The following is a 20,853-nucleotide window of genomic DNA, read 5'->3' as shown; positions in this document are numbered from 1 at the left end:
CGTTCAGGCGAGGTGGGGCTACGGGTCGAGCGGCTCGATCCAGATGTCGCGGTACTGCACCGGGTTGCCGTGGTCCTGGAGCCGGATGGCCCCGGTGGCCGGGCCCTCGGGGCGGCTGCCGCCGGTCGGGCCGAGAATCTCGACGTCGTCGTGCACGGTGACGCCGTTCCAGACCACCGTGACGCGCGCGTTCTCCACCTTGTTGCCGGCCGCGTCGTAGCGCGCCTGCCGGTAGACGATGTCGTACGTCTGCCAGGTCAGCGGCGGCCGTGCCGCGTTCACATCCGGGGCCTTCTGCTGGTAGATGGCGGCGGCGTCGTTGGTCTGCGGCGGGTCGATGCCGAACGAGTCCAGCACCTGGATCTCGTAGCGGTCCTGCAGGTACACACCACTGTTGGCGCGCGCCTGTCCGGTCACGTCCGGCGGGTACTGGGGCAGGTTGAACTCGACGTGCAGCCGGAAGTCGCCGAAGGCCTGCACCGTACGCAGGTCGCCGCCGCGCACCGTCATGGCGCCGTCCGCGACCGCCCACTCGGGCTCGCGGCCGTCGCTGTGCTGCCACTCGGTGAGGTCACCACCGTCGAAGAGCGTGATGCGCTCGCCGTGCGGCCGGACAGCCAGGACGTCGAGGTTCACGTGCCCGGAGTCGGCGGCCTCCTTGCGATACTCGACCAGGTTGCGACCCTCGCGCAGGCGCACGGTGGTGGTGACCGTGCCCCACTCCTCCCAGGTCACCGTCGACGGGAAGACGGTCTGCTCGACCCGTTGACCGTTGACGTAGAGACTCAGCTGCTTCTCGCCCGAGTAGGGGTTCGGGCCGTTGCTGTACCGCATCGCCAGGTCGTACGTGCCGCTCTTGCGGACCTCCACGGAGATCCTGGTCGACGAGCCGTCCTGGGCGAACCCGGCGGCGAAGCCGGCGCCGGAGTAGGCGGCGTGGTCGGTAGCCATGCCGACGCCGACCGTGCGGCCCTCCTCGGCCTCGAAGAACGTCTGCGGCTGCACCACGCGACCCGGGATCTCGTTGAGCGTGTACCAGGCCTCAGTGTTCCACAGCTCCTCGCCGTCGGCGGACGAGAACGGACGCGGGGAGCGCACGTGCACCACGCGGTTCTCCTTGAGGCCCGGAATCCTGAGCTTGACGGTGCGGCGGTCGGCCGAGAGCTCGGCCTTGGTCACGTCGAGCGTCTCCAGGTCGAGCTTGGGGCCGCCGTACTGGCTCGTCGCGCCGTAGCGCCACTGCGTCACCTGGTACGCGTCGGCAAGATCCTGTGCGGTCTCGGCCGACAGCGGCTCGGTGTACTCCAGCTCGAACCCGACGTGCGAGGCGCGCATCCGCTTGACCTCGAAGACCGAGGTGCCGTTGGGGGTCAGCTTCTGCAGGCCGTAGCTGAGCTTCCCCTCCTGCCCCCAGTTGCCGCCCGCGCCCAGGCCACCCAGGTAGATCGCGCCGTCGGGGCCGAGGGTGACCTCGTTGACGCCGGCCTCCAGGCCCTGGGTGTGCCGGAACACGGCGCCCTGGTACTGCCCCTCGACCTTCTCGAGGAAGACGCGCTGCAGGCCACCGTAGGTCACGTCGCCGACGACGAGTTGCCCCGCGTACGGGCCCTTCTTGAGCAGCACCGGGGTCGACGGCGAGTTGCCGATCTCGTTCTGCGGGAGCCAGACGATGGGGCGGGTCACCGGCTCGTCGTCGAACGGCCCGGAGGGGGTGGTGTAGTGGTTGTAGAACGCCCCCTGCTTGATCTCGACGAGCTTGGACGCGGGCAGCCAGCCACCCTGGTTGTCGGTGACGAGCACCTCGCCGCGCGGGCCCCACCCGATCCCGTTCGGGGTGCGCAGCCCGCCGGCGACGTACGTGATCTTGCCGGTCTTCGCGTTCACCTTGATCGAGGTGCCGCGGTTCGGCGCGGGTTGGGGCACCGTCGTGGCCCCACCGAGGTCGATCGCGACCGACAGATTGAGGTGGAAGTACCCGTCCCGGTAGAGCAGGCCGAACGCGAACTCGTGGAAGTTCTGGCCCCACGGCCACGTGGCGACCGTCCGCCGGGTGTCCGCCACGCCGTCGCCGTCGGTGTCGCGCAGCGCCGTCAGCTCGTGCTTCTGGCTGACGTAGACGGTGCCGTCGACCACCGCGACCCCCTGGGGTTCGCGCAGCCCCTCCGCGAACCGGCGGTAGGTCACCTGCTCGGGGCCGGTCTGCCCGGTGGCCCCGTCGATCAGGTAGATCTCGCCGGTGGTGTTGTCGGTGCCGCCCCAGGTGGAGACGACCAGATCTCCGCCGGGCATGAAGGCCATGCCGGTGACCTGGGGCTGGAACCCTTCGGGACGCAGGTCGGTGAGGGTGTAGCCGGGATGCACCCGGTCGAGCGGCATGCCGTCGCCCGCCGAGTCGGAGGCGCCTTCGCAGTACTTCCAGCCGGGCGCGGTCACCCGCACGACGCCCGCGTCCGTGCTCAGCGCGGAGGCCGGCACGAGCTCGAAGGTGTCGGTGCCGGGAACGCGCCACTCCAGGCGTAGCACCTGGCCGCCGCCGTTGTCGAAGAGCTCGGCGAAGAGCGGATGCAGGCCGGCGGTCAGGTCGACCGACCCCTCCTTGGCGGTCTCGCCGTGCAGGCCGTCGTGGTCGACGACGACCTGGTCACCGATCGTCAGCCGGGACCCGTCGTCACTGGTGAGCCGGAACGTGTACGTCCCGTCGACAGGGGCCCTCAGGTTGCCGATGGCGTGGCTGATGAACCGGTCGGAGAGGCCGAACTCGTCAGTGGTGGTCCAGTTGATCTGCGGCATCAGCTTGTCGACGTTCGGCGTCTGCGCGGGCTTGAGGGTGCAGAGTGCCGAGAGTGGCACGCCCATGTCGTACGAGCGCAGGGTGACGCCCGGTTCCTGCGGCGGCACCTCGGCGGTACCGGGTGCCCCCGCGGCCGGGGTGACGGGGGCTGCGGCGAGCAGGGTCGCCAGCGCGGCACCCGCGGTGGTGAGCACGGCGCGACGGCGATACCGCCATCGGTTCGGTCCGGTCATCGGTCCTCCGAGCTGGGTACGGGTTCCCGGCCGGGGAGGAGCCGTCCCACTTTCCCCCGCCGGGTTGGGCAGATCGATCTCGCGGGACGGAAGATCGATCGCCGACGTTACCACTTTAGATATATGCATGGAAACTTTTGAATCAACGTGCGAAAGCTTCCGTTCGGGCGTCGACTGAATTGCCGTGGGCGAGCACGGTCGGCTGGTTCCGTTGATGGTCGCCCTGGGCAGGGGCGACGGTGCGTGCGCCGAAGTCACGGCGAGCCGGGCGCTTGATCGACTCGACTTCCTTGGAATCGGGCTGTCCCGGTCGTGTGGATGCCCCGACATCAAGGAACTCGAGTTGACCTAGGGACGCTGCACGAGAACTAGGCTGCCGGGGTGCAGATCCACGGGAAGACCGTCGACGACCAGACCCGGTGCGTCCACTACGCCACACCCGTGGACGTCGTCGCCATCAAGTCCGCCTGCTGCCTGCGCTACTTTCCGTGTCACCTCTGCCACGAGGAGACGGCCGACCATCCCGCGAGTCAGTGGCCGGTCGACCAGCGCGGGCAGCGCGCCGTGCTCTGCGGCGTCTGCCGTACGGAGCTGACCATCGACGAGTACCTCACGGTCGACTCCTGCCCGAGGTGCGACGCGCTGTTCAACGAGCGCTGCCGGCTCCACACCCACCTCTACTTCCAGGTGCGCTGACCGGACACACCCCGGCCCCGCCGTCCGCCCCACCTCGTTACGGGGCCACCGGCCCGAGCAGCCAGGAAAGCACCACCGGCTACACCTACGACCCGGCCGACCGGCGCGCGACGATGACGGTGGCGGGGCAGCCGCAGGTCGTGTACGGCTACAACAACGCCGACCAGCTCACCTCCGAAACCAAGGGCTCCCAGTCGGTTTCTATCGGCTACGACGCTGTCGGCCGCCGTAGACGCTGCCGTTGCCCGAGGTGACGCAAACGCGAACCAGATCGACACCGTCGGGTCGACCGACTACAGCTACGACCTGGACGGCAACCTCACCAACGACGGCACCACCACCTACACGTGGAACGCCCGCAACCAGCTCACCGCCAGCAGCAAACCCGGCCTGTCCGTCTCCTACGGCTACGACGGCCTCGGCCGCCGCTCCAGCAAAACCAGCGGCGGGACCACGACCGGGTTCCTGTTCGACGGGCTCAACCCCGTCCAAGAACTCACCGGCGGCAGCCCGGTGGCGAACCTGCTCACCGGCGGTCTCGACGAAACATTCACCCGCACCACCAGCGCAGGGTCACGCACCCTGCTCACCGACGCCCTGGGCAGCACCCTCGGTGTTACGGACCCGTCCGCCGGTGCGGTGACCGGCGAGTACACCTACCAGCCGTTCGGCGCCACCACCGTCAGCGGTGACGACGGCGGGAACCCGTACCGCTACACCGGACGCGAGGACGACGGCACCGGCCTCTACTACTACCGCAACCGCTACTACCAGCCCGCCACCGGACGGTTCCTCAACCAAGACCCCCTCGGCCTCGCCGGCGGCGGCACCAACCCCTACACCTACGCCGCCAACCAACCCACCGCCTTCACCGACCCCCTCGGGTTGAAACCGCAAGGCTCCAGCGACTGCGGTGGTACGCCGAACAGTTTCACCGCCGGCACCCCCGTGCTCATGGCCGACGGCACCACCAAGCCCATCGAAGAAGTCAAACTCGGCGACCAGGTCAGAGCCACCGACCCGACCACCGGCGAGACCGCGGCCAAGACCGTCACCGCCCTCATCACCGGCAACGGCGACAAAACCCTCATCAACATCACCCTCGAACCCGGCGACGACGGCAGCGACGCGAAACCACTAACCGCCACCGACGGACACCCCTTCTGGGTCGACAACGACGGCAACCCGAACACCCCCGACGGCCAATGGATCAACGCCGCCGAACTCCGCCACGGCCAATGGCTCAAAACCGCCGACGGCCACCTCGTACGCGTCGCCGGCACCCACGCCCACACCCAAGACACCACCGTCTACAACCTCACCATCGCCGATATCCACACCTACTATGTGGTAGCCGGCGACACCCCGGTGCTCGTACACAACTGCGGTAATGGAGTGGTCGGCAATAGCAAGCCGGGTGATCTACCGTTCGAGCAGATGGCAGCTGACTTCGAGGGAGTTTCCGCAATCGCGGCTGGCTCTACCGAGTTCACGCAGGCAGCCACAGGCGGCGGCAGATATCTCTGGACGGTAGGGGAGGAAGGGAACCTGAATATTGTTCGCGACTTGCCTGGCATTCACCATACAATAGCTAGTGGCGGATCTCCGGTTGTTGGTGCTGGTCAGATCGCATTCGCAAGTGGCGGCAGGGTTACATCTTTCGACAACTTCACGGGTCACTACACGCCGCCCTGCGCTCAGTGTGCCGCCTCGTTCATCAATCAGGGGGTGAATGCTTTCGGTCAAGCTGGCATCAGGATACCGCTCGCAGCTATCCGAGACTTTGGCGGGAGGGCGCCGTAAATGAGGGTAGAATCGGATCTTCGTGAAATGCGAAGGGTCCCTGACGGGCGGCTAGCTGACTGGGTGTCCCGCCGCTTCCCGGACGGCACCTCGCCACAGTGGTGGCTGTCGATCTTCGAGTCCCTAGAAAACAGCGCCAATCCCTTCCGGGACGTAACCCCGGGCCGGCGCACAAAGGATCTCAACCTTGCTGCAGAGGTCATCCTGCTGGCTGTCGAGCTTGGAGGTGTTAGGGCTGCGATCGGTGCCTACTGGATGCTCAGAATCGCAGCGCTTGCCCTGCGGTTCAAGCCACCGATTTCCGAGCTCCCGCAAATCCTTACACCGGATGGTTCTGCCGAATGGGCCCTGCGGCAGATTCCCCTCACGCGTGAACACGCGATCGCGGCATCCGAAAATCGGAGGGCCGATTACCTTAACGCGGGCGAGGGGTTTTACGCGCCTGTTTTCGGTGAGGTGGCTTTGGCTGGTGAGGTGGCGTTTCCGGAATTGCAAGATGTTGAGTTGATCCTGTCCGCTCTGCCGTGGGTGTTTTCTCACGTCGAAGACGAAGGGGTTGAAAGCAAGATTCGCTCCTGGCTGGAAATTGGGGGAGCCTTGTAGGGGATAAGGTGACTCTCCGCCCCGGGTGCGGCAAATGCTGCGACCGCCTGAATTTAAGGGATTAGCCTTTGATGAATCGTCGGACTGTGCTGACGAGTGTGGTAGCGACTTCTTTCGCGACTGGTGCAGCGCTCTCGGCGTGTTCCGTTGGCGTATCTGACGGCGATCGTGTGCGTGGTGCTACAACCGAGAGGCCTCCGGTTTTGCGCCAGCCCGGTGTGTCGACGTTGCCGCCGGCTGCTGCTGTGCAGGCAGCGTTCGATGTCCGGGGGGCTGATCGCCTGGCGCTTGCTGGCGTGTTGCGCCGGCTGACCGCCGTCATATCCGCGCTGGCTGGCCGGTATGCAGGGCTTGGTCGGCCGGTTGAGGTGATGGTGGCGGTGGGTGCTTCACTGTTCGACGGCCGGTTCGGGTTGGGTTCGCACCGGCCTCGTGCTCTGGTGGTGATGCCGTCGTTTCCGAACGATGTGCTCGATCCGGCGCGGTGTCATGGTGATCTGTTGGTGCAGGTGTGTGCGGGTGACGTCGAGACGGTGCGGTCGGTGTTGGCGGAGTTGGCAGTGCCGGGGTTGGTGCCGCGGTGGCGGGTGGAGGGGTTTCGAGATCAGAACTCGGTGACCGGCGACGGGCGGGCGGTTGACCGGAACCTGTTCGGATTCCGGGATGGCGCCGGTAATCCGGATGTGCGGGACGCGGCGGAGATGGAGCGGCTGGTGTGGGTCGGTGCGGACGCTGGTGAGCCGGCGTGGGCGGTAGGCGGCTCGTATCAGGTGGTGCGGATCATCAGGTTCGCGACCGCGCTGTGGGATGGGGAGTCGGTGGCGCGGCAGGAGGCGGTGTTCGGCCGGCGCAAAAGCGACGGCGCGCCCCTCGGCTTGGACCGGGAAGACGCTGTCTTCGACTACGGCAGTGATCCGTCCGGTCAGGTGATCGCGTTGGACGCGCACATCCGCCGCGCGAACCCCCGCACCCCGGAGACAGCCGGGAGTCGGATCCTGCGGCGGGGGTACTCATACCGGGGCGGGGTGGACGCGGCGGGCCGGCGGGACGAGGGGATGCTGTTCATCTGTTTTCAGCGCGATGTGGAGGCGGGGTTCGCGACGATGCAGCGTCGCCTGGCGGGGGAGGCCCTGGACCGATACGTGCTGCCGGTCGGCGGCGGGTACTTCTTCGTCCTGCCCGGGGTCAGCGGCGGAGACGGCGACTACCTGGGCCGTACGCTGATCGACGCCGCCGGGTGAGACCCGCCCGAGGCGCCGCGCCGCTACGCACCGCGCCCGTGATCGACGAGCCGAGTCTGCGATAGCCGCGACCGAACGTGAACCGGCCACTACACGGATCGTGCGCTCTTATCCGGCTCGGGCCGGCGCTTCTGCCTGGGTGATGTGCGCGGTGTGTGCTCTCCAGCGGATGCCACTCCGGGTCAACCGGAGCCAGTTCGGGTCAACCGAGGTCAAACGATCATGGACGGCGGCCCGCCCGTGTGGTCCACGTGTGGTCATCGGCCGGGCCGGTCGACCGGGTCGACGCAGGTCAACGCGGGTCACTCCCTGCCAACGCGGGTCAACGCGCAGGTCGTTAGACTGACGACTCGCGCCCTCGTAGCTCAGGGGATAGAGCAACGGTTTCCTAAACCGTGTGTCGCAGGTTCGAATCCTGCCGGGGGCACCTCGAAGCCGTACCCGTACCGCCCGCCGACACGGATGCTCCTGAAGCCCGCGCAGCTAGGCTGCCCTGGTGACGGTCGATGAGATGCCACGCCTGGCAACCCCCCGCGTCGCCGCAGGCGCGCTCTTCCTCAACGACGACGGTCACGTGCTCCTCGTACGTCCCGGCTACAAGCAGCACTGGGAGATCCCCGGCGGCTTCGTCGAGCCGGGCGAGTCACCCCGAGCCGCCTGCCTGCGCGAGGTGGAAGAGGAACTCGGCCTCACAACCAGGCTCGGCGCCATGCTGGTCGTGGACTGGGCACCGGCCGAGCCCGAGGGCGACAAGCTGCTCTTCATCTTCGACGCTGGATCGCTCACCGCCGAGCAGGAACGCGGCATCCGCTTCGCGGACGGCGAACTCACCGATTGGCGCTACGTGCCGGCCCGCGACCTGGAAGAGCATGGACCGGCACGGCTCGCCCGCAGGATCCGTGCCGCGATCGCCGCGCGTAGCGGCGGCTCCACGTACGCCGAGCACGGCATCGCCATCTAGAAGAAGTGCACTCGGCTGTTGTCGAGAGCAGGGAAGCCCGGCGAGCGCGGTAGGCGAAAGCGCCTGCTGTCTCTTCGGTGGCAGGTGGTCGCGGTGGGGAGTCCACCGCGGAACCTCGGTCGAGGATGCCGGCGCACCGACCGCCCGCTACGCCGGAAGGTCGAGGCGGACGACCGCGCCGAGCTCGACCAGCTGCTCCGGCAGGGCGAGGTCGGAGACGCCCAGCACGGTGCTGGTGGGGCGGTGGCCGCCGACGTACGCCAGGTGGAGGCGGGCCAGGGTGTCGAAGTTGTCCCGGAGGTTCCGGACCAGCACGGTGGTCTCGACGATCTGGGTGCGGCTCGCCCCGAAGTGGTCCAGCACCCGGTCCAGGTTGGCCAGGGTGGTGTTCAGCTGAAGTTCGAAGTCGCCGGCGCCGATGAAGTTGCCGTCCATGTCGTGCGAGAGCTGGCCGGAGACGTAGACCGTGTCACCGGCGCGGAGCGCCTGGCTGTACCCGTAGAGCGATTCCCACGGCACGCCGAAGTTGAAGGTCTGCGGCTGAACGGTCACGGATACCTCCATCGGGTCACCCTGCTCGGTGGCATGACGGCCGACCTGGCTGCCCGGTGGGTTCCGGGCCTCGTCGAGCGGCGAGGTGCGGTCGTGAACATACAAGCACCATCGCGGCGGAGCGTCTCCGGGTTGCGGAAAAGGCGCAAGTCAGCGACGCCGACCGTCGGCGAGCAGCTCGGTCCGGTCGCCGTCGAGCAGTAGCACGTCGCCGTCGCGCAGCGCCCAGTGCGGCTGGCCGGCGGCGTCGTACGCTGCCGACACGGCGTCGCACGCGCGGGTCTCCGGATGGCCGGGTGAGCGCACGTGCGGAACGAAGGGCCGGTCGAGGAGGCCGAGCCCGGTCGTGAGCGGGTGGGCGACGGCGGAGGGGTCGTCGACCTGCGCCAGCCCGGAAAGGTCGTCCGCGAGCACGCAGGCGCCGGCGCTGTAGCCGCCGTAGGTCACCGCGTCCTGGTTCAGCAGTTCCCGCAGCGCGTCGTCGGCACCGGTGTCGGCCAGTACCCGGCGTAGGACGAAGACGTTTCCGCCGCGTACCCAGACGAGGTCGTAATCGGCGAGGCGGGCCACCGCGTCCGGTTCGCGCAGGTCGACCACGGTGACGTCGAGGCCTGTCTCGCGGAGGTCGTCGAGGTCGCGTCGCAGCGCACTGTCACGCACGTCGGTGGGGAGCGCGTCGAGCGCGTTCGGCACCAGAGCGGTCCGGCGGCCGTCGGCCAGGGCGAGGAGCCGGTCGGCATGCCTTCCGGTCCGGAACGAGGAGAGGTACAGCCGCATGGGACGAGTATGCGCCTGACCCGTCGGCCGGTCGGCCGGCCGTGACGCCGGCCGACCGGCGCGGGCTCAGTTGCCGCAGGCCGTGTCGAACGCCTCGATCGGCTTCGTGAGGCTGGGCTCGTCGACCTCCATCGGCTTCTTGTCCGCCATCCGCTGCTCGATCGCGCCGGCGAGGTTCTCGAAGGCGGTGCGCACGGCCGGGTCCGCGGCCTGCGGCGCCTGCGCCTTCAGGCCGGTGACGATGGTGGTGTAGTGCTCGCGGATCTTGCGGTCCTCCTCGGCCTTGCTGACCGGCTTGTCGATCTGGGCGATGGCGTCGTCGGCCATTCCCCCGAAGCCGGCCTTCACCGCCTGGAGGCCGGCCTCGCAGACCGTCTTCTTGTTGGCGGCGAGGTTTACCGTCGGGCTGGCCGCGGCGCTGGACGGCGCGCTGCCGGCGGCGTCCGGTTCGGCGCTGGTCTCGCAGCCGGCGGCGAGCGCGCCGATTGCGGCGAGGACGGTGAGGCTGCCGAGCGTACGCAGGCGGAGGGTGGACATGCTGGCTCCCCGTATGTGTCGTCTGGGTTCCGTCCCCGCCGGCGTCGTGCCGGCCGCCGGATGGTCGAGCCGCCACTGTAGACGGTTGTCGATCACGCCGCCATCACGATTCCGCGGAGCCGGCGGTCGCCGGTCCGGCGATTGCGGAGTCTCCGGTGCCGGGCCGGTCGAGGGACGGTCCACGCCCCGGCCAGCAGCGCCGCAACCTGCTCCGACCGGCGCCGGTGACTCGCTGTGCCGAGCGTCGCCACCGCCGGCCGGAGATGTAACGAGAAATGGCAGGAAGACGCTGCGGTGCGAGCGCGCGCGCCGCTGGTGTGGCGGGCATAGGCTGCGCCGTACCGGAATCCGACATTCACGGTTTTCCCATGAGCAGTCGTCGGACGCGGATGAGGGGGCGCGTCCGCCGGTGCCACGAACACCTGTGCCGCGCGGCTCGCCCGCCGCGGAGCAGGTCGAACGGGTACGGCGGCGGCCGGCGGGACCATCGCCGGCCGCCGCCGCGTCTCAGCCCGCCGACAGCTGCTCGACCCGCGTGATCACCTCGTCGACGAGCCCGTACTCGCGGGCCTGTTCGGCGGTGAACCAGCGATCCCGGTCCCAGTCGCGTTGGATCTCCTCCAAAGTCCGGCCGCTGTGCCGGGCGATCAGCTCCTGCATGGTGCGCTTCACGTGGAGCATGTTCTCGGCCTGGATGCTGATGTCCGCGGCGGTGCCGCCCATCCCACCGGAGGGCTGGTGCATCATGATCCGGGAGTGCGGCAGCGCGTACCGCTTGCCCGCCGTCCCGGCACAGAGCAGGAACTGACCCATCGAGCCGGCGAAGCCGAGCGCCAGCGTGACCACGTCGTTGCGGACGTACCGCATGGTGTCGTAGACGGCCATGCCGGCGGTCACCGAGCCGCCCGGCGAGTTGATGTAGAGGTGGATGTCCCGCTCCGGGTCCTCGGCGGCGAGCAGCAGGATCTGGGCGCAGATCTGGTTCGCCGACTCGTCGGTCACCTCCGTGCCGAGGAAGACGATCCGTTCCTTGAGCAACCGCTCGAACACCTGGCCACCGAAGGAGGGTTGCCCTTCGGTGAGCGTCCGCACCTGGTCGTACCCGATCATCACGTCCGCCCCTCCGTGCCGGCGGGCGGCGGGAGCGCCCGGGGGACCGGCCCCTCCAGCCTGCGCACGGTGGCCGCGGCGGTCCCAGCGATTCTGCCGGCGGCAGATCTGCCACCGGCAGAACCGGTCGGGTCAGACGGCGGTCAGGCTCCGCCGCGACGTGCGGGTCCGCCCGCAGCCGAGGAGCCGGGCGGTACGCGGCCCGGGGCGCCCGGCCGGTGCGGAGCCGGACCGGCCGACGCGCAGGGTCGGGCCGCCCGCCCCCGGGCCGCGGTGCAGCAGCGTGCGGGGCGTACGCGGGCCGAACCGGACGGTCGGCCCGGTCTCCGGCCGGGGCGCCGGCACCGGGGCCAGCGTGGTCGCCGCCCGGGGCGTGGCCGGTAGGCGGGGCTCGACCTGGCGGAGGTCGTCCCGGGCCTCTTCGAGAAGTTCCGAGAGATGGATGCCGAGGGCCCGGCAGATCGCCGCGAGCACCTCGGAGGAGGCCTCCTTGCGTCCGCGCTCCACCTCGGAGAGGTAGGGCACGGAGACGCCGGCGGCCTCGGCCACCTCGCGTAGCGTGCGGCCCTGACGCAGCCGGAGCCGGCGCAGGACTCCACCGATCACCCGTCGCAGCAACGACATGCCGGCCTCACTCTCCTGCCTGGTCGCCCGGGGACACCCCCATCATGCCCGGTCGCCCGAGCGCGGGCGTCCCCGGCGCACCATCCGGTGCCCGGGGGTGACGGCCCGGGCACCGCCGTCGAGGCGAGGGCTCCGGCGGAGTGGGCCCGGGTCAGCGCGTCAGGTGCGGCAGCCACCGGGCCGCGTCGGGACCGACGTCGAGCTTCCCGAAGAGCGCCCGGGTGCCCCCGGCGGGCAGCAGGCCGTCGTCGTCGATCGACACCGTGATGCCGTCGACGTCGTAGACGATCAGCGACTCGACGCCGTCCTGCCCGCCGAACCGCGCCGGGTGCCCGTCCAGGGTGATGTTCGGGTCCACGTACGCCTTGTCCATCGGGTCGTTGACCTGCCGGTACGGTGCGAAGCCGACAGTCAGCGTCCGCGCCCGCTGCTGGCCCGGATCGGCCTCGGACGGCTCCGGCGACCAGGTCGTGTACGCGTTCCAGGATTTCGGTTCGCGGGGGTCCAGCGTGACGTTCCCGGTGATCGGGCGCAGGCTCTCGGGGAGACCCGGCACGGTGACCGGCATCGGCATGACCTCGTGGCCGAAGGCGAGCGTGCGCGCCACCCGCTCCGCCGTCTCGGCCGGGTCCCCCGCGACGCCGCGCACCTGCACCTGGGCCCAGCCGTCGGGGGCGTACCGCCAGCGCAGGATCGCCTCCGGCTGGTCGGGGTCGCTGTACGTGGCGAAGGTGCTCGGTCCGCCGTTCAGCACCGGCCCGGGGCGGCCGCCGGTGTAGGTGGGCTGCACGCCGCTGTCACGCTGGGGCGACCGTGGCCCGATCCCCTCGGGGTACAGGTTCACCGAGACACCGCGCCACTGGTCCCGGGCGGAGCTGACGGCGGCGCCGAGATAGACGCCGGGGCCGGAGAGCAGCAGCCCGGACTGGTACTGGAGGGTGCGGACCTCGTCCGGCAGCCAGCCGAAGCGGACGTACACCACTCCGGGGTCGACAGTGGTCAGCGCGGCCGGCAGACCGGTGGCGGCGGGCGGCCCGCCGGCTGCCGGGCCGCCGACGGAGGGTTGGTCGGTCGTCAGCAGGCCGGGGACCACCGCCGCGCCGGCGACCAGTACGCCGATCGCCAGCGCGGCACCCGCCACGCGGCTGTAGCGGCGGCGTCGTCGGCCGGTGGCCATCGCCCGGTCGACGTCGAGCACGTCGGAGGGACGCTCCGCCGAGTCCACCTCGGCGTGCATCAGGTCGGTGAGTTCCCGTTCGTTCAGCATCGTGGCTCCTCTCATCGGCCCATCGGTGCGGTGTCGAGCACGGTGCGCAGGGTGGCGAGGCCTTTCGCCGCCTGGCTCTTGACGGTTCCGGTCGAGCAGCCCAGGGCACGGGCGGTCTCGTCGACGCTGAGGTCCTGGAAGTACCGGAGAACGAGCACCGCCCGCTGCCGGGGTGGGACCTGACGCAGCGCCGCGACCAGGGTGAGTCGGTCTGTCGGGTCTGTCGGGTCGGTCCGCCGTTCGGGCAGGGCCGTCCCGAGTAGTACGCCGCTCCAGCGCAACCGCCGCTCGTCGATCAGCCGGCGCAGCAGCATCGTGCGCACCAGCGCGTCCGGATGCTCGGCCTGCCGGGCCCGGGCCCAGGTGCGGTACAGCTCGGTGAGCACCCGTTGCAGGATGTCGTCACCGCGATCCCAGTCGCCGCACATCAGGTACGCGGTCCGCCGCCACTGCCTCATCCGGCTCCGTACGAAGTCGGTGAACTCGGCGTCGGCCTCGGCTCTGCGCCCGCCGCTCGTTCGCACGAGGAATCCGCCTTTCGTCTGCCGGCCTCGACCGGTCCGTCGTCGTCGACTGGTAGTCGTGGGCACGGGGGCGATCGGTTGCCCGAGCGCCCCCACCCGGCCGTGCGGGATTCGCCCTACCCGCTATGTTGTGGTCGTGCAGCCGACGGAGCAGGTTCGAGGGTGATCCATTTCCCCGCGCAGCGCCGCAGTCCGCTCAGTGCGCTCAGCCTGCGGCTGGCCGCCGCGGTCGCTCTCGTGCTCGTCACGGTGACGGTGGTCTACCTCGACCGTGACGGCTACCGCGACGTCAACGAGGACGGTCTCACCCTCCTCGACTGCTTCTACTACGCGGTGGTGACCCTCTCCACGACCGGCTACGGCGACATCACTCCGGTCAGCCACAGCGCCCGGCTGGTGAACGTCCTCTACATCACGCCGGCCCGGGTGATCTTCCTGATCATCCTGGTCGGCACCACCCTGGAAGTTCTGACCGAGCAGTACCGGACGGGCCGGCGCTTGACGCGGTGGAGGAAGACCGTGAAGGACCACGTGATCATCTGCGGCTACGGCACCAAGGGCCGCAGCGCCGTCTCCGCCCTGCTGGAGAACGGGCTGGACAAGTCGCGGATCATCGTCGTCGAGCGCAGCGGTACCGCGCTACGGCAGGCCACGGCGGCGGGGCTCGTCGCGATCGAGGGTTCGGCGACCCGGTCGGCGACGCTGAACGACGCCCACGTGAAGAGCGCCAAGGCCGTGATCATCGCGACCGACAGCGACGACGCGTCGGTGCTGGTGGCGCTCACCGTCCGGCAGCTCACCGCCGGGCAGGTGCGGATCATCGCGGCGGCCCGGGAGGCCGAGAACGCGCCGCTGCTGAAGCAGAGCGGCGCGCACCACGTGATCGTCTCCTCCGCCACGGCGGGCCGGCTGCTCGGTCTCTCCACCTCCGCGCCGCCGCTGATCGACGTCGTCGAGGATCTGCTCACTCCCGGCCAGGGGATGGCGCTGGCCATGCGGTCGGCCGATCGCAGCGAGGTGGGCCGCACACCGCGCGAGCTGGACTGCCTGGTCATCGCGCTGGTCCGGCGCGGCCGGGTGGTCACGCTGACTGATCCGGCGGGTGCCGAGATCGAGACCGGCGACATGCTGGTCTACGTCCGGGACGACCGGCCCCAGGCCGCCACCACCGCCTGACCGGCTCGCCCTAGTCGTCCTCGGTCACGCTGCAGGTGATGTGCCATCCGCCGTGGGTGGCCCGCCGGAGCAGTTCGTAGAGGGCTTCCCGCTCGTCGGGAGTCAGTGCGCTGAGCACCTCGGCCTCGCCGCCCTCCAGGGCACATTCGGCCTCGTTCAGGCGATTCGCACCGGATTCGGTGAGATACACCATGTGCCGGCGACGGTCCTCCGGTGACCGGCGCCGCTCCACCAGCTGGGCCGCCTCCAGGTCGTTGAGCAGCCCCACGACGTTCGTGCTGTCGATCTGAAGAGTGCTGGCGAGCCCCTGCTGGCTGATCCCACCCGCGTCGCGGAGCGCCGTGAGCGCGATGAGGTGCCGCGGTCGTAGCCCGAACGGCGCCAGCACCGACTCCGCCCGGAGCCGCATCCGGCGAGCCAGGTGGTCGAGCAGCGGCCCCGTGCGGCGCTCCGGCTGGACGGCCGGCAGGTCAGGCATGTGAGCCAGTTTACCGCCGCCCCCTGCGATAGACCTGCTATAAATGGTTGGTCGTCCACCAATCATTAGTTGCCAACGGAGGGTTTGCGCATGGCGCACCTGTTGCACATCGACTCGAGCATCCGCGGCGAGCACTCGACGAGCCGCCGGCTCACCGCCCGCGCCGCCGCGGCCTGGCGGGCCGCCCACCCCGGCGGCACGGTGACCTACCGCGACCTCGGCAAGCAGCCGCTGCCCCACCTCGACGAGGCGGGGGGCCTCGCCCGGATGACGCCGCTCGACCAGCACACTCCCGCGCAGCGGGCGTCCTGGGAGCTGAGCGAGCAGCTGGTCGGCGAGGTGCAGCGGGCCACCACGGTCCTGCTGGGTCTCCCGCTCTACAACTACGGCGCGCCGAGCAGCGTGAAGACCTGGGTGGACCACCTCATCGCCCCCGGCATCGCGTACGACCCGGCGACCGGCGCCGGGCTCCTCGGTGGGCGCGAGTTCGTCGTGCTGACCAGCCGCGGCGGCGGCTACGGCCCGGGCACCCCGCGTGAGGGCTGGGACCACGCCGAGCCCTGGCTGCCGCACGGCATCTCGCAGACCGGCCTGGAGCCGAGGTTCATCGCCGCCGAGCTGACGCTAGCCCCGGTGGTGCCGGCCATGGCTGAGCTCGTCCCGCTGCACGAGCAGAGCCTCGCGGCGGCCGAGCGCGCCATCGACGAGCTCTGGGTGCCGGCCAGCGCGGCAGCCTGAGCCGGTCGTCCGTCACCCGGTTACGCGCGGCACGGCCGCTCCAGACGGAACGGCCGTGCCGTGCCCATCGGTTACCAGGGCCGCTGCACGGGTACGGGCCTGGCGCGACATTTCGCGTGAGGGCCTCGCGGAACAAGGTGCTGACGGCGGCGCACTGCACCGCCGACGGGCCGGGCGCCACCGGGTCATCGCCGGTGACGACCGGATCCTCGACGAGTACGGCAACATCCTCAACACCAGCGGGTGCGTCGCCGAGGTCGCCTCGACCTGGACCCACCCGGGCTGGAACATCGCCCAGCAGTACGCCGACGACTACGCGCCGATCCTCGACGACGTCTCGGTGCTGCCCACCGTCACCATGCGGTCCAACGCCGACTGCACCCGGGGACAGGGTCTGTCTCTACCACCCCGACCGCTCAGGCTCTACTACTGGGCCTCGGCTCGCTCGGACGAGCCTCATGAAACGGGCGCTAGAGGATCGTCCAGGTGTCCCCGCTGCTCAGAAGGCCGGCGAGCTGCTGCTCGGGGGTCTCGGTGACCTCCGCCCGGGCGGCGTCGAGCTGGGCCCGCACCACGTTCTCGTAGGACGGCCGCTCGACCGCGCGGAACACCCCGATCGGGGTGTTGCGCAGGTCCAGCCCGGGCAGCCGGGACAGCGCGAAGGCGTACGCCGGGTCGGTGACGTTCGCGTCGTGCACGACGATCTCCTCCGGGCGGGTCGCCGCGGTCTCCCGTACCTCCAGGCCGAAGCCGCCCGGCGGGTGCACGACGCAGAACTGCCCGTCCTTGCCGAACGTGATCGGCTGCCCGTGCTCCAGCCGGATCAGGTAGTCGTCGCGGATCCCGTGCTCCTTGAGCGGGTCGAACGCGCCGTCGTTGAAGATGTTGCAGTTCTGGTAGATCTCGACGAAGGCGGAGCCCTCGTGCTCGGCGGCGGCCCGGAGCACCGACTGCAGGTGCTTGCGGTCGGAGTCGATGGTGCGGGCCACGAAGGTCGCCTCCGCGCCGAGCGCCAGCGAGAGCGGGTTGAACGGCGCGTCCGCCGAGCCGACCGGGGTCGACTTGGTGATCTTCCCGACCTCGGAGGTGGGAGAATACTGCCCCTTGGTCAGCCCGTAGATCCGGTTGTTGAAGAGCAGGATCTTGAGGTTGACGTTGCGGCGCAGCGCGTGGATCAGGTGGTTGCCACCGATGGAGAGCGCGTCACCGTCGCCGGTCACCACCCAGACCGAGAGGTCCGGCCGGGTGGCCGACAGGCCGGTGGCGATCGCCGGGGCGCGGCCGTGGATCGAGTGCATCCCGTACGTGTTCATGTAGTACGGGAAGCGCGAGGAGCACCCGATGCCGGAGATGAAGACGATCCGCTCGCGCGGGATGTTCAGCTCCGGCATGAAGCCCTGAACGGCCGCCAGGATCGCGTAGTCACCGCAACCGGGGCACCAGCGCACCTCCTGGTCGGACTTGAAGTCCTTGGCGGTGAGCTTGAGGGAGATGGGCTCAGACATTCTTGAGGACCTCTTCCAGCATCGTCTCCAGCTCTGCGGCGGTGAAGGGCAGACCGCGGACCTGGTTGTAGCCGATCGCGTCGACCAGGTACTTCGCGCGGATCACGTGCGCCAGCTGGCCGAGGTTCATCTCCGGGATGACCACGCGGTCGTACGAACGGAGCACCGTGCCGAGGTTGGCCGGCATCGGGGCGAGGTGGCGCAGGTGCGCCTGCGCCACGGAGAGCCCGCGCTGGCGCAGGCCGCGGCAGGCGGCGCCGATCGGCCCGTACGTCGACCCCCAGCCGAGCACCAGCACCCGCGCGTCGCCGTCCGGGTCCTCGACCTCGACGTCCGGCACCGGGATCGTCTCGATGCGGGCGGCACGGGTACGGACCATGAAGTCGTGGTTCGCCGGGTCGTACGAGATGTCGCCGGTCTTGTCGGCCTTCTCCAGCCCGCCGATCCGGTGCTCCAGGCCGGGGGTGCCGGGGATGGCCCACGGGCGGGCCAGCGTCTCCGGGTCGCGCAGGTACGGCAGGAAGGTGCTGCCGTCCTCGCCGTTGGGCGCGGTCGCGAACTCCACCCGCAGGTCGGGCAGGGAGTTGACGTCGGGCAGCAGCCACGGTTCGGAGCCGTTGGCGACGTAGTTGTCCGACAGGAGGATCACCGGGGTGCGGTAGGTGAGGGCGATCCGGGCCGCCTCCAGGGCCGCGTAGAAGCAGTCCGCGGGCGACTTCGGGGCGATCACCGCCACCGGGGCCTCGCCGTGGCGGCCGTTGAGCGCGAGGTTCAGGTCGGCCTGCTCGGTCTTCGTGGGCATACCGGTCGAGGGCCCGGCCCGCTGCACGTCGACGATGAGCAGCGGCAGCTCCAGCGCCACCGCCAGCGAGATCGTCTCGCTCTTGAGCGCGACGCCCGGGCCGCTGGTGGTGGTGATGCCGAGCGCGCCACCGTACGACGCGCCGAGCGCCGCGCCGACCGCGGCGATCTCGTCCTCGGCCTGCATGGTGAGCACGCCGAACTTCTTGTGCTTGCTCAGCTCGTGCAGGATGTCCGAGGCCGGGGTGATCGGGTAGGCGCCGAGGAAGACCGGCAGGCCGGAGCGGACCCCCGCGGCGACCAGGCCGAGGGAGAGCGCCGCGTTGCCGGTGATGTTGCGGTAGGTGCCGGGCGGCATCTTCGCCGGCTTGACCTCGTAGCGAACCGCGAAGTCCTCGGTCGTCTCGCCGAAGTTCCAGCCGGCCCGGAAGGCCGCGACGTTCGCCGCCACCAGCTCCGGCCGGCGTGCGAACTTGCGCTCCAGGAACCGCAGCGTCGACTCGTACGGGCGGGAGTACATCCAGGAGAGCAGACCGAGGGCGAACATGTTCTTGGCCCGCTCGGCGTCCTTCTTGGACACGTCCTGGTCGGCGAGGGCGCCGATCGTCATCGAGGTGAGCGCGACCGGGTGCACCGCGTAACCGGCGAGCGTGTCGTCGTCGAGCGGGTTCACCTGGTAGCCGACCTTGGAAAGGTTGCGCTTGGTGAACTCGTCGGTGTTCACGATGATGTCCGCGCCGCGCGGAAGATCGGCCAGGTTGGCCTTGAGTGCGGCCGGGTTCATGGCCACGAGCACGTTCGGCGCGTCGCCGGGCGTGAGGATGTCGTAGTCGGCGAAGTGCACCTGGAAGCTCGACACGCCCGGCAGGGTGCCGGCGGGGGCCCGGATCTCCGCGGGGAAGTTGGGCAGTGTGGAGATGTCGTTGCCGAGCTGGGCCGTTTCGGAGGTGAACCGGTCACCGGTCAGCTGCATGCCGTCGCCGGAGTCGCCGGCGAACCGGATCACCACCCGGTCCAGTTGACGGATCTGCTTGCTCACGCCTGCACCTCGCTTCGCTGCGCGCGGTGGCGGCCCGAGTTGCTGGTGATCCCGCCCTGCCCGGCCACGTGACCTCCCTGACGCACCCCGCACCGCGCCGGCCGTGGCTGGTCCGGCCCGCATGTGGTTTCTCACCTGAGAGCCTACGTCGGACCGACCCGTCACCTTCCCCGGAGGTTCGTCGACTGGGACCGGATCGGGGGGTGAAATTCACCACTTCGTGGCGTTTCGCGTCTGCTGCGGTAATGGAGATCACCATCGGCCGATGTCCCCGCTGCGCGGATCCGGCCTCGGCGTCACTCCCGCCCCGGCGCTGCCGGTCCGGTCGGCCGTCGGCGCAACACCGCGAGGGCCAGCCAGAGCGCCAGCGCGACGAGCAGCGCCGAGACCACGACGAGGACGATCGCGATGCGCTCCACCGGGCTGCCGGCCGGTGCCACCGGCGCCCCCGCGCCGGCGCCCAGGACGCCCTGCGAGCCGGTCGGCGCGGGCACGGCCACCGGCGTGGCCAGTGCCACCGCGGCGCTGATCCGGAAGCTCATCTGCACCTGCCGTGCGCCTCCGCCCGCGGGCGCGAGCCGGGCGATCACCGCGCCCGCCAGCGGCGCGTCCCGCTGGGCGGCCGGCGTCGCGTCGACCGGCAGGCGCAGCTCCACGCGGTGACCGGCCCGGATCGCTCCCAGGTCGCACCGGGTCCGGGTCTCCTCCAGCGGTACGCAGCCGGCGGGTGGCGTCGGCACGCTCACCCCGGCGGGCAGCAGCACGTCGAACCGGCCGGTGGCGTCCACCGAGCCGGTGTTGGCGAGCCGGACGGCCAGGTCGGCGACGGTTCCAGTGATGTCGAAGGTGACCTCGTCGGCGTCGAGCGCGATGCCCGCCGCCGGAGGTCCCGGCGGGAAGAGCACCGCGAACCCCTCGTCGTCGCCGGCCGTCCCCGGCGCTCCCGGCGCGCTCGCGGTGACCGCGACCGAACCGCCCAGCGGCATCCGCCGCCACGCGTCGCCGGCGACCCGGAGCCGGATCAGGCTGCTGAACCGGGCGCCCGGGGGCGCGGTCCACTCCCCGCAGCGGTAGCCGCCGCCACCGGTCGGCGCGCAGCCGGCCGTGCCGGCGTCGGTCAGCCCGGTGGGCAACCGGTACGACAGGGCGACCCGCGCGGTCGCGGTCCCCGTGTTGGTGACGGTGACCCGCAACGTGGTGACCGTGCTGCGCGCGTTCCAGTAGCCGGCGGTCAGCGCCACGTCACCGGTGCCGACGCGGACCCCGAGCGGGTGCGCCGCGGGGGCGCTGTGTGTCGCCGACGGCTGGACGGGGGGCCTCGGCGGCCTGGTGGGGGCGGCCGAGGTCGGCGCGGCGGTGGTGGGCGCCACCGTCGCCGGCGCGGTGGCGGTCGGCGG

General features: G+C 70.4%; 19 protein-coding genes, 1 tRNA gene and 1 pseudogene. 9 read left to right on the top strand and 12 right to left on the bottom strand.

Annotated elements, in window-relative coordinates:
- Positions 1-18: 18 nt before the first annotated feature.
- On the bottom strand, positions 19-3,024 hold the full coding sequence (locus E1211_RS07000; protein WP_132346611.1) for a family 16 glycoside hydrolase: 3,006 nt from the start codon (positions 3,022-3,024) through the stop codon (positions 19-21).
- A 381-nt stretch (positions 3,025-3,405) separates the two neighbouring features.
- On the opposite strand from E1211_RS07000, the gene E1211_RS06995 reads away from it, so the two are divergent.
- From E1211_RS06995 to E1211_RS06965, 7 genes and pseudogenes are all read left to right on the top strand, one after another.
- Complete coding sequence (locus E1211_RS06995) at positions 3,406-3,720, top strand: CHY zinc finger protein (RefSeq protein WP_207915285.1); 315 nt, start codon at positions 3,406-3,408, stop codon at positions 3,718-3,720.
- Between the two features lie 216 nt (positions 3,721-3,936).
- A pseudogene (locus E1211_RS33865) lies at positions 3,937-4,164 on the top strand (hypothetical protein); the annotation flags it as partial.
- A 69-nt stretch (positions 4,165-4,233) separates the two neighbouring features.
- On the top strand, positions 4,234-5,523 hold the full coding sequence (locus E1211_RS06985) for an RHS repeat-associated core domain-containing protein (protein WP_132346609.1): 1,290 nt from the start codon (positions 4,234-4,236) through the stop codon (positions 5,521-5,523).
- A 63-nt stretch (positions 5,524-5,586) separates the two neighbouring features.
- The gene (locus E1211_RS06980) at positions 5,587-6,126 is read left to right on the top strand and encodes a hypothetical protein (RefSeq protein WP_132346607.1); all 540 of its coding nucleotides are present in this window, start codon (positions 5,587-5,589) and stop codon (positions 6,124-6,126) included.
- A 71-nt stretch (positions 6,127-6,197) separates the two neighbouring features.
- Positions 6,198-7,367, top strand: coding sequence for a Dyp-type peroxidase (locus tag E1211_RS06975; protein ID WP_132346605.1), 1,170 nt, complete (start codon positions 6,198-6,200; stop codon positions 7,365-7,367).
- A 354-nt stretch (positions 7,368-7,721) separates the two neighbouring features.
- Positions 7,722-7,794: transfer RNA gene (locus E1211_RS06970), tRNA-Arg, on the top strand.
- Positions 7,795-7,863: 69 nt separating this feature from the next.
- Positions 7,864-8,328, top strand: a complete 465-nt coding sequence (locus tag E1211_RS06965) for an NUDIX hydrolase (protein ID WP_243709386.1) — start codon at positions 7,864-7,866, stop codon at positions 8,326-8,328.
- Positions 8,329-8,475: 147 nt separating this feature from the next.
- On the opposite strand, the gene E1211_RS06960 is transcribed toward E1211_RS06965, so the two are convergent.
- The 7 genes from E1211_RS06960 to E1211_RS06930 all read right to left on the bottom strand — a co-directional run bounded on the left by E1211_RS06960 (position 8,476) and on the right by E1211_RS06930 (position 13,719).
- Positions 8,476-8,880, bottom strand: a complete 405-nt coding sequence (locus tag E1211_RS06960) for a RidA family protein (RefSeq protein ID WP_132346679.1) — start codon at positions 8,878-8,880, stop codon at positions 8,476-8,478.
- 150 nt (positions 8,881-9,030) lie between these two features.
- Positions 9,031-9,657 (bottom strand): Type 1 glutamine amidotransferase-like domain-containing protein, encoded by a 627-nt coding sequence (locus tag E1211_RS06955; RefSeq protein WP_132346603.1) that lies wholly within the window; start codon positions 9,655-9,657, stop codon positions 9,031-9,033.
- A gap of 66 nt (positions 9,658-9,723) precedes the next feature.
- Entirely contained in the window at positions 9,724-10,194 is a 471-nt protein-coding gene (locus tag E1211_RS06950) for a hypothetical protein (RefSeq protein WP_132346601.1), read from the bottom strand.
- Positions 10,195-10,701: 507 nt separating this feature from the next.
- On the bottom strand, positions 10,702-11,304 hold the full coding sequence (locus E1211_RS06945) for a ClpP family protease (RefSeq protein ID WP_132346599.1): 603 nt from the start codon (positions 11,302-11,304) through the stop codon (positions 10,702-10,704).
- A 132-nt stretch (positions 11,305-11,436) separates the two neighbouring features.
- The gene (locus E1211_RS06940; RefSeq protein ID WP_132346597.1) at positions 11,437-11,928 is read right to left on the bottom strand and encodes a helix-turn-helix domain-containing protein; all 492 of its coding nucleotides are present in this window, start codon (positions 11,926-11,928) and stop codon (positions 11,437-11,439) included.
- Positions 11,929-12,079: 151 nt separating this feature from the next.
- Positions 12,080-13,195: a hypothetical protein gene (locus tag E1211_RS06935; protein ID WP_132346594.1), complete on the bottom strand. Its 1,116-nt coding sequence runs from the start codon at positions 13,193-13,195 to the stop codon at positions 12,080-12,082.
- An 11-nt stretch (positions 13,196-13,206) separates the two neighbouring features.
- Positions 13,207-13,719 (bottom strand): SigE family RNA polymerase sigma factor, encoded by a 513-nt coding sequence (locus E1211_RS06930; RefSeq protein WP_243709385.1) that lies wholly within the window; start codon positions 13,717-13,719, stop codon positions 13,207-13,209.
- A gap of 162 nt (positions 13,720-13,881) precedes the next feature.
- Between E1211_RS06930 and E1211_RS06925 the strand changes: the two genes are divergently transcribed.
- Positions 13,882-14,895: a TrkA family potassium uptake protein gene (locus tag E1211_RS06925; RefSeq protein WP_132346592.1), complete on the top strand. Its 1,014-nt coding sequence runs from the start codon at positions 13,882-13,884 to the stop codon at positions 14,893-14,895.
- A 10-nt stretch (positions 14,896-14,905) separates the two neighbouring features.
- On the opposite strand, the gene E1211_RS06920 is transcribed toward E1211_RS06925, so the two are convergent.
- Positions 14,906-15,373: a MarR family winged helix-turn-helix transcriptional regulator gene (locus E1211_RS06920; RefSeq protein ID WP_132346590.1), complete on the bottom strand. Its 468-nt coding sequence runs from the start codon at positions 15,371-15,373 to the stop codon at positions 14,906-14,908.
- Positions 15,374-15,463: 90 nt separating this feature from the next.
- Between E1211_RS06920 and E1211_RS06915 the strand changes: the two genes are divergently transcribed.
- A complete protein-coding gene (locus E1211_RS06915) occupies positions 15,464-16,111 on the top strand; it encodes an FMN-dependent NADH-azoreductase (protein ID WP_132346588.1) in 648 nt (215 codons plus the stop codon).
- Positions 16,112-16,581: 470 nt separating this feature from the next.
- Here E1211_RS06915 and E1211_RS06910 read toward each other — a convergent pair whose 3' ends face one another.
- The 3 genes from E1211_RS06910 to E1211_RS32360 all read right to left on the bottom strand — a co-directional run.
- Positions 16,582-17,616, bottom strand: a complete 1,035-nt coding sequence (locus E1211_RS06910; RefSeq protein ID WP_132346586.1) for a 2-oxoacid:ferredoxin oxidoreductase subunit beta — start codon at positions 17,614-17,616, stop codon at positions 16,582-16,584.
- Entirely contained in the window at positions 17,609-19,456 is a 1,848-nt protein-coding gene (locus E1211_RS06905; RefSeq protein ID WP_132346584.1) for a 2-oxoacid:acceptor oxidoreductase subunit alpha, read from the bottom strand. Before E1211_RS06905 ends, E1211_RS06910 begins: the two co-directional genes overlap by 8 nt.
- Before the next feature lie 296 nt (positions 19,457-19,752).
- The coding region (locus E1211_RS32360) for a hypothetical protein (protein ID WP_165947193.1) at positions 19,753-20,853 on the bottom strand (1,101 nt) is incomplete at its 5' end.

The sequence above is a fragment of the Micromonospora sp. 15K316 genome (assembly GCF_004348525.1).
Classification (GTDB): domain Bacteria; phylum Actinomycetota; class Actinomycetes; order Mycobacteriales; family Micromonosporaceae; genus Micromonospora.
Note: the sequence above shows the minus strand (reverse complement) of the source record. Positions and strands in the feature narration are given on the sequence as shown.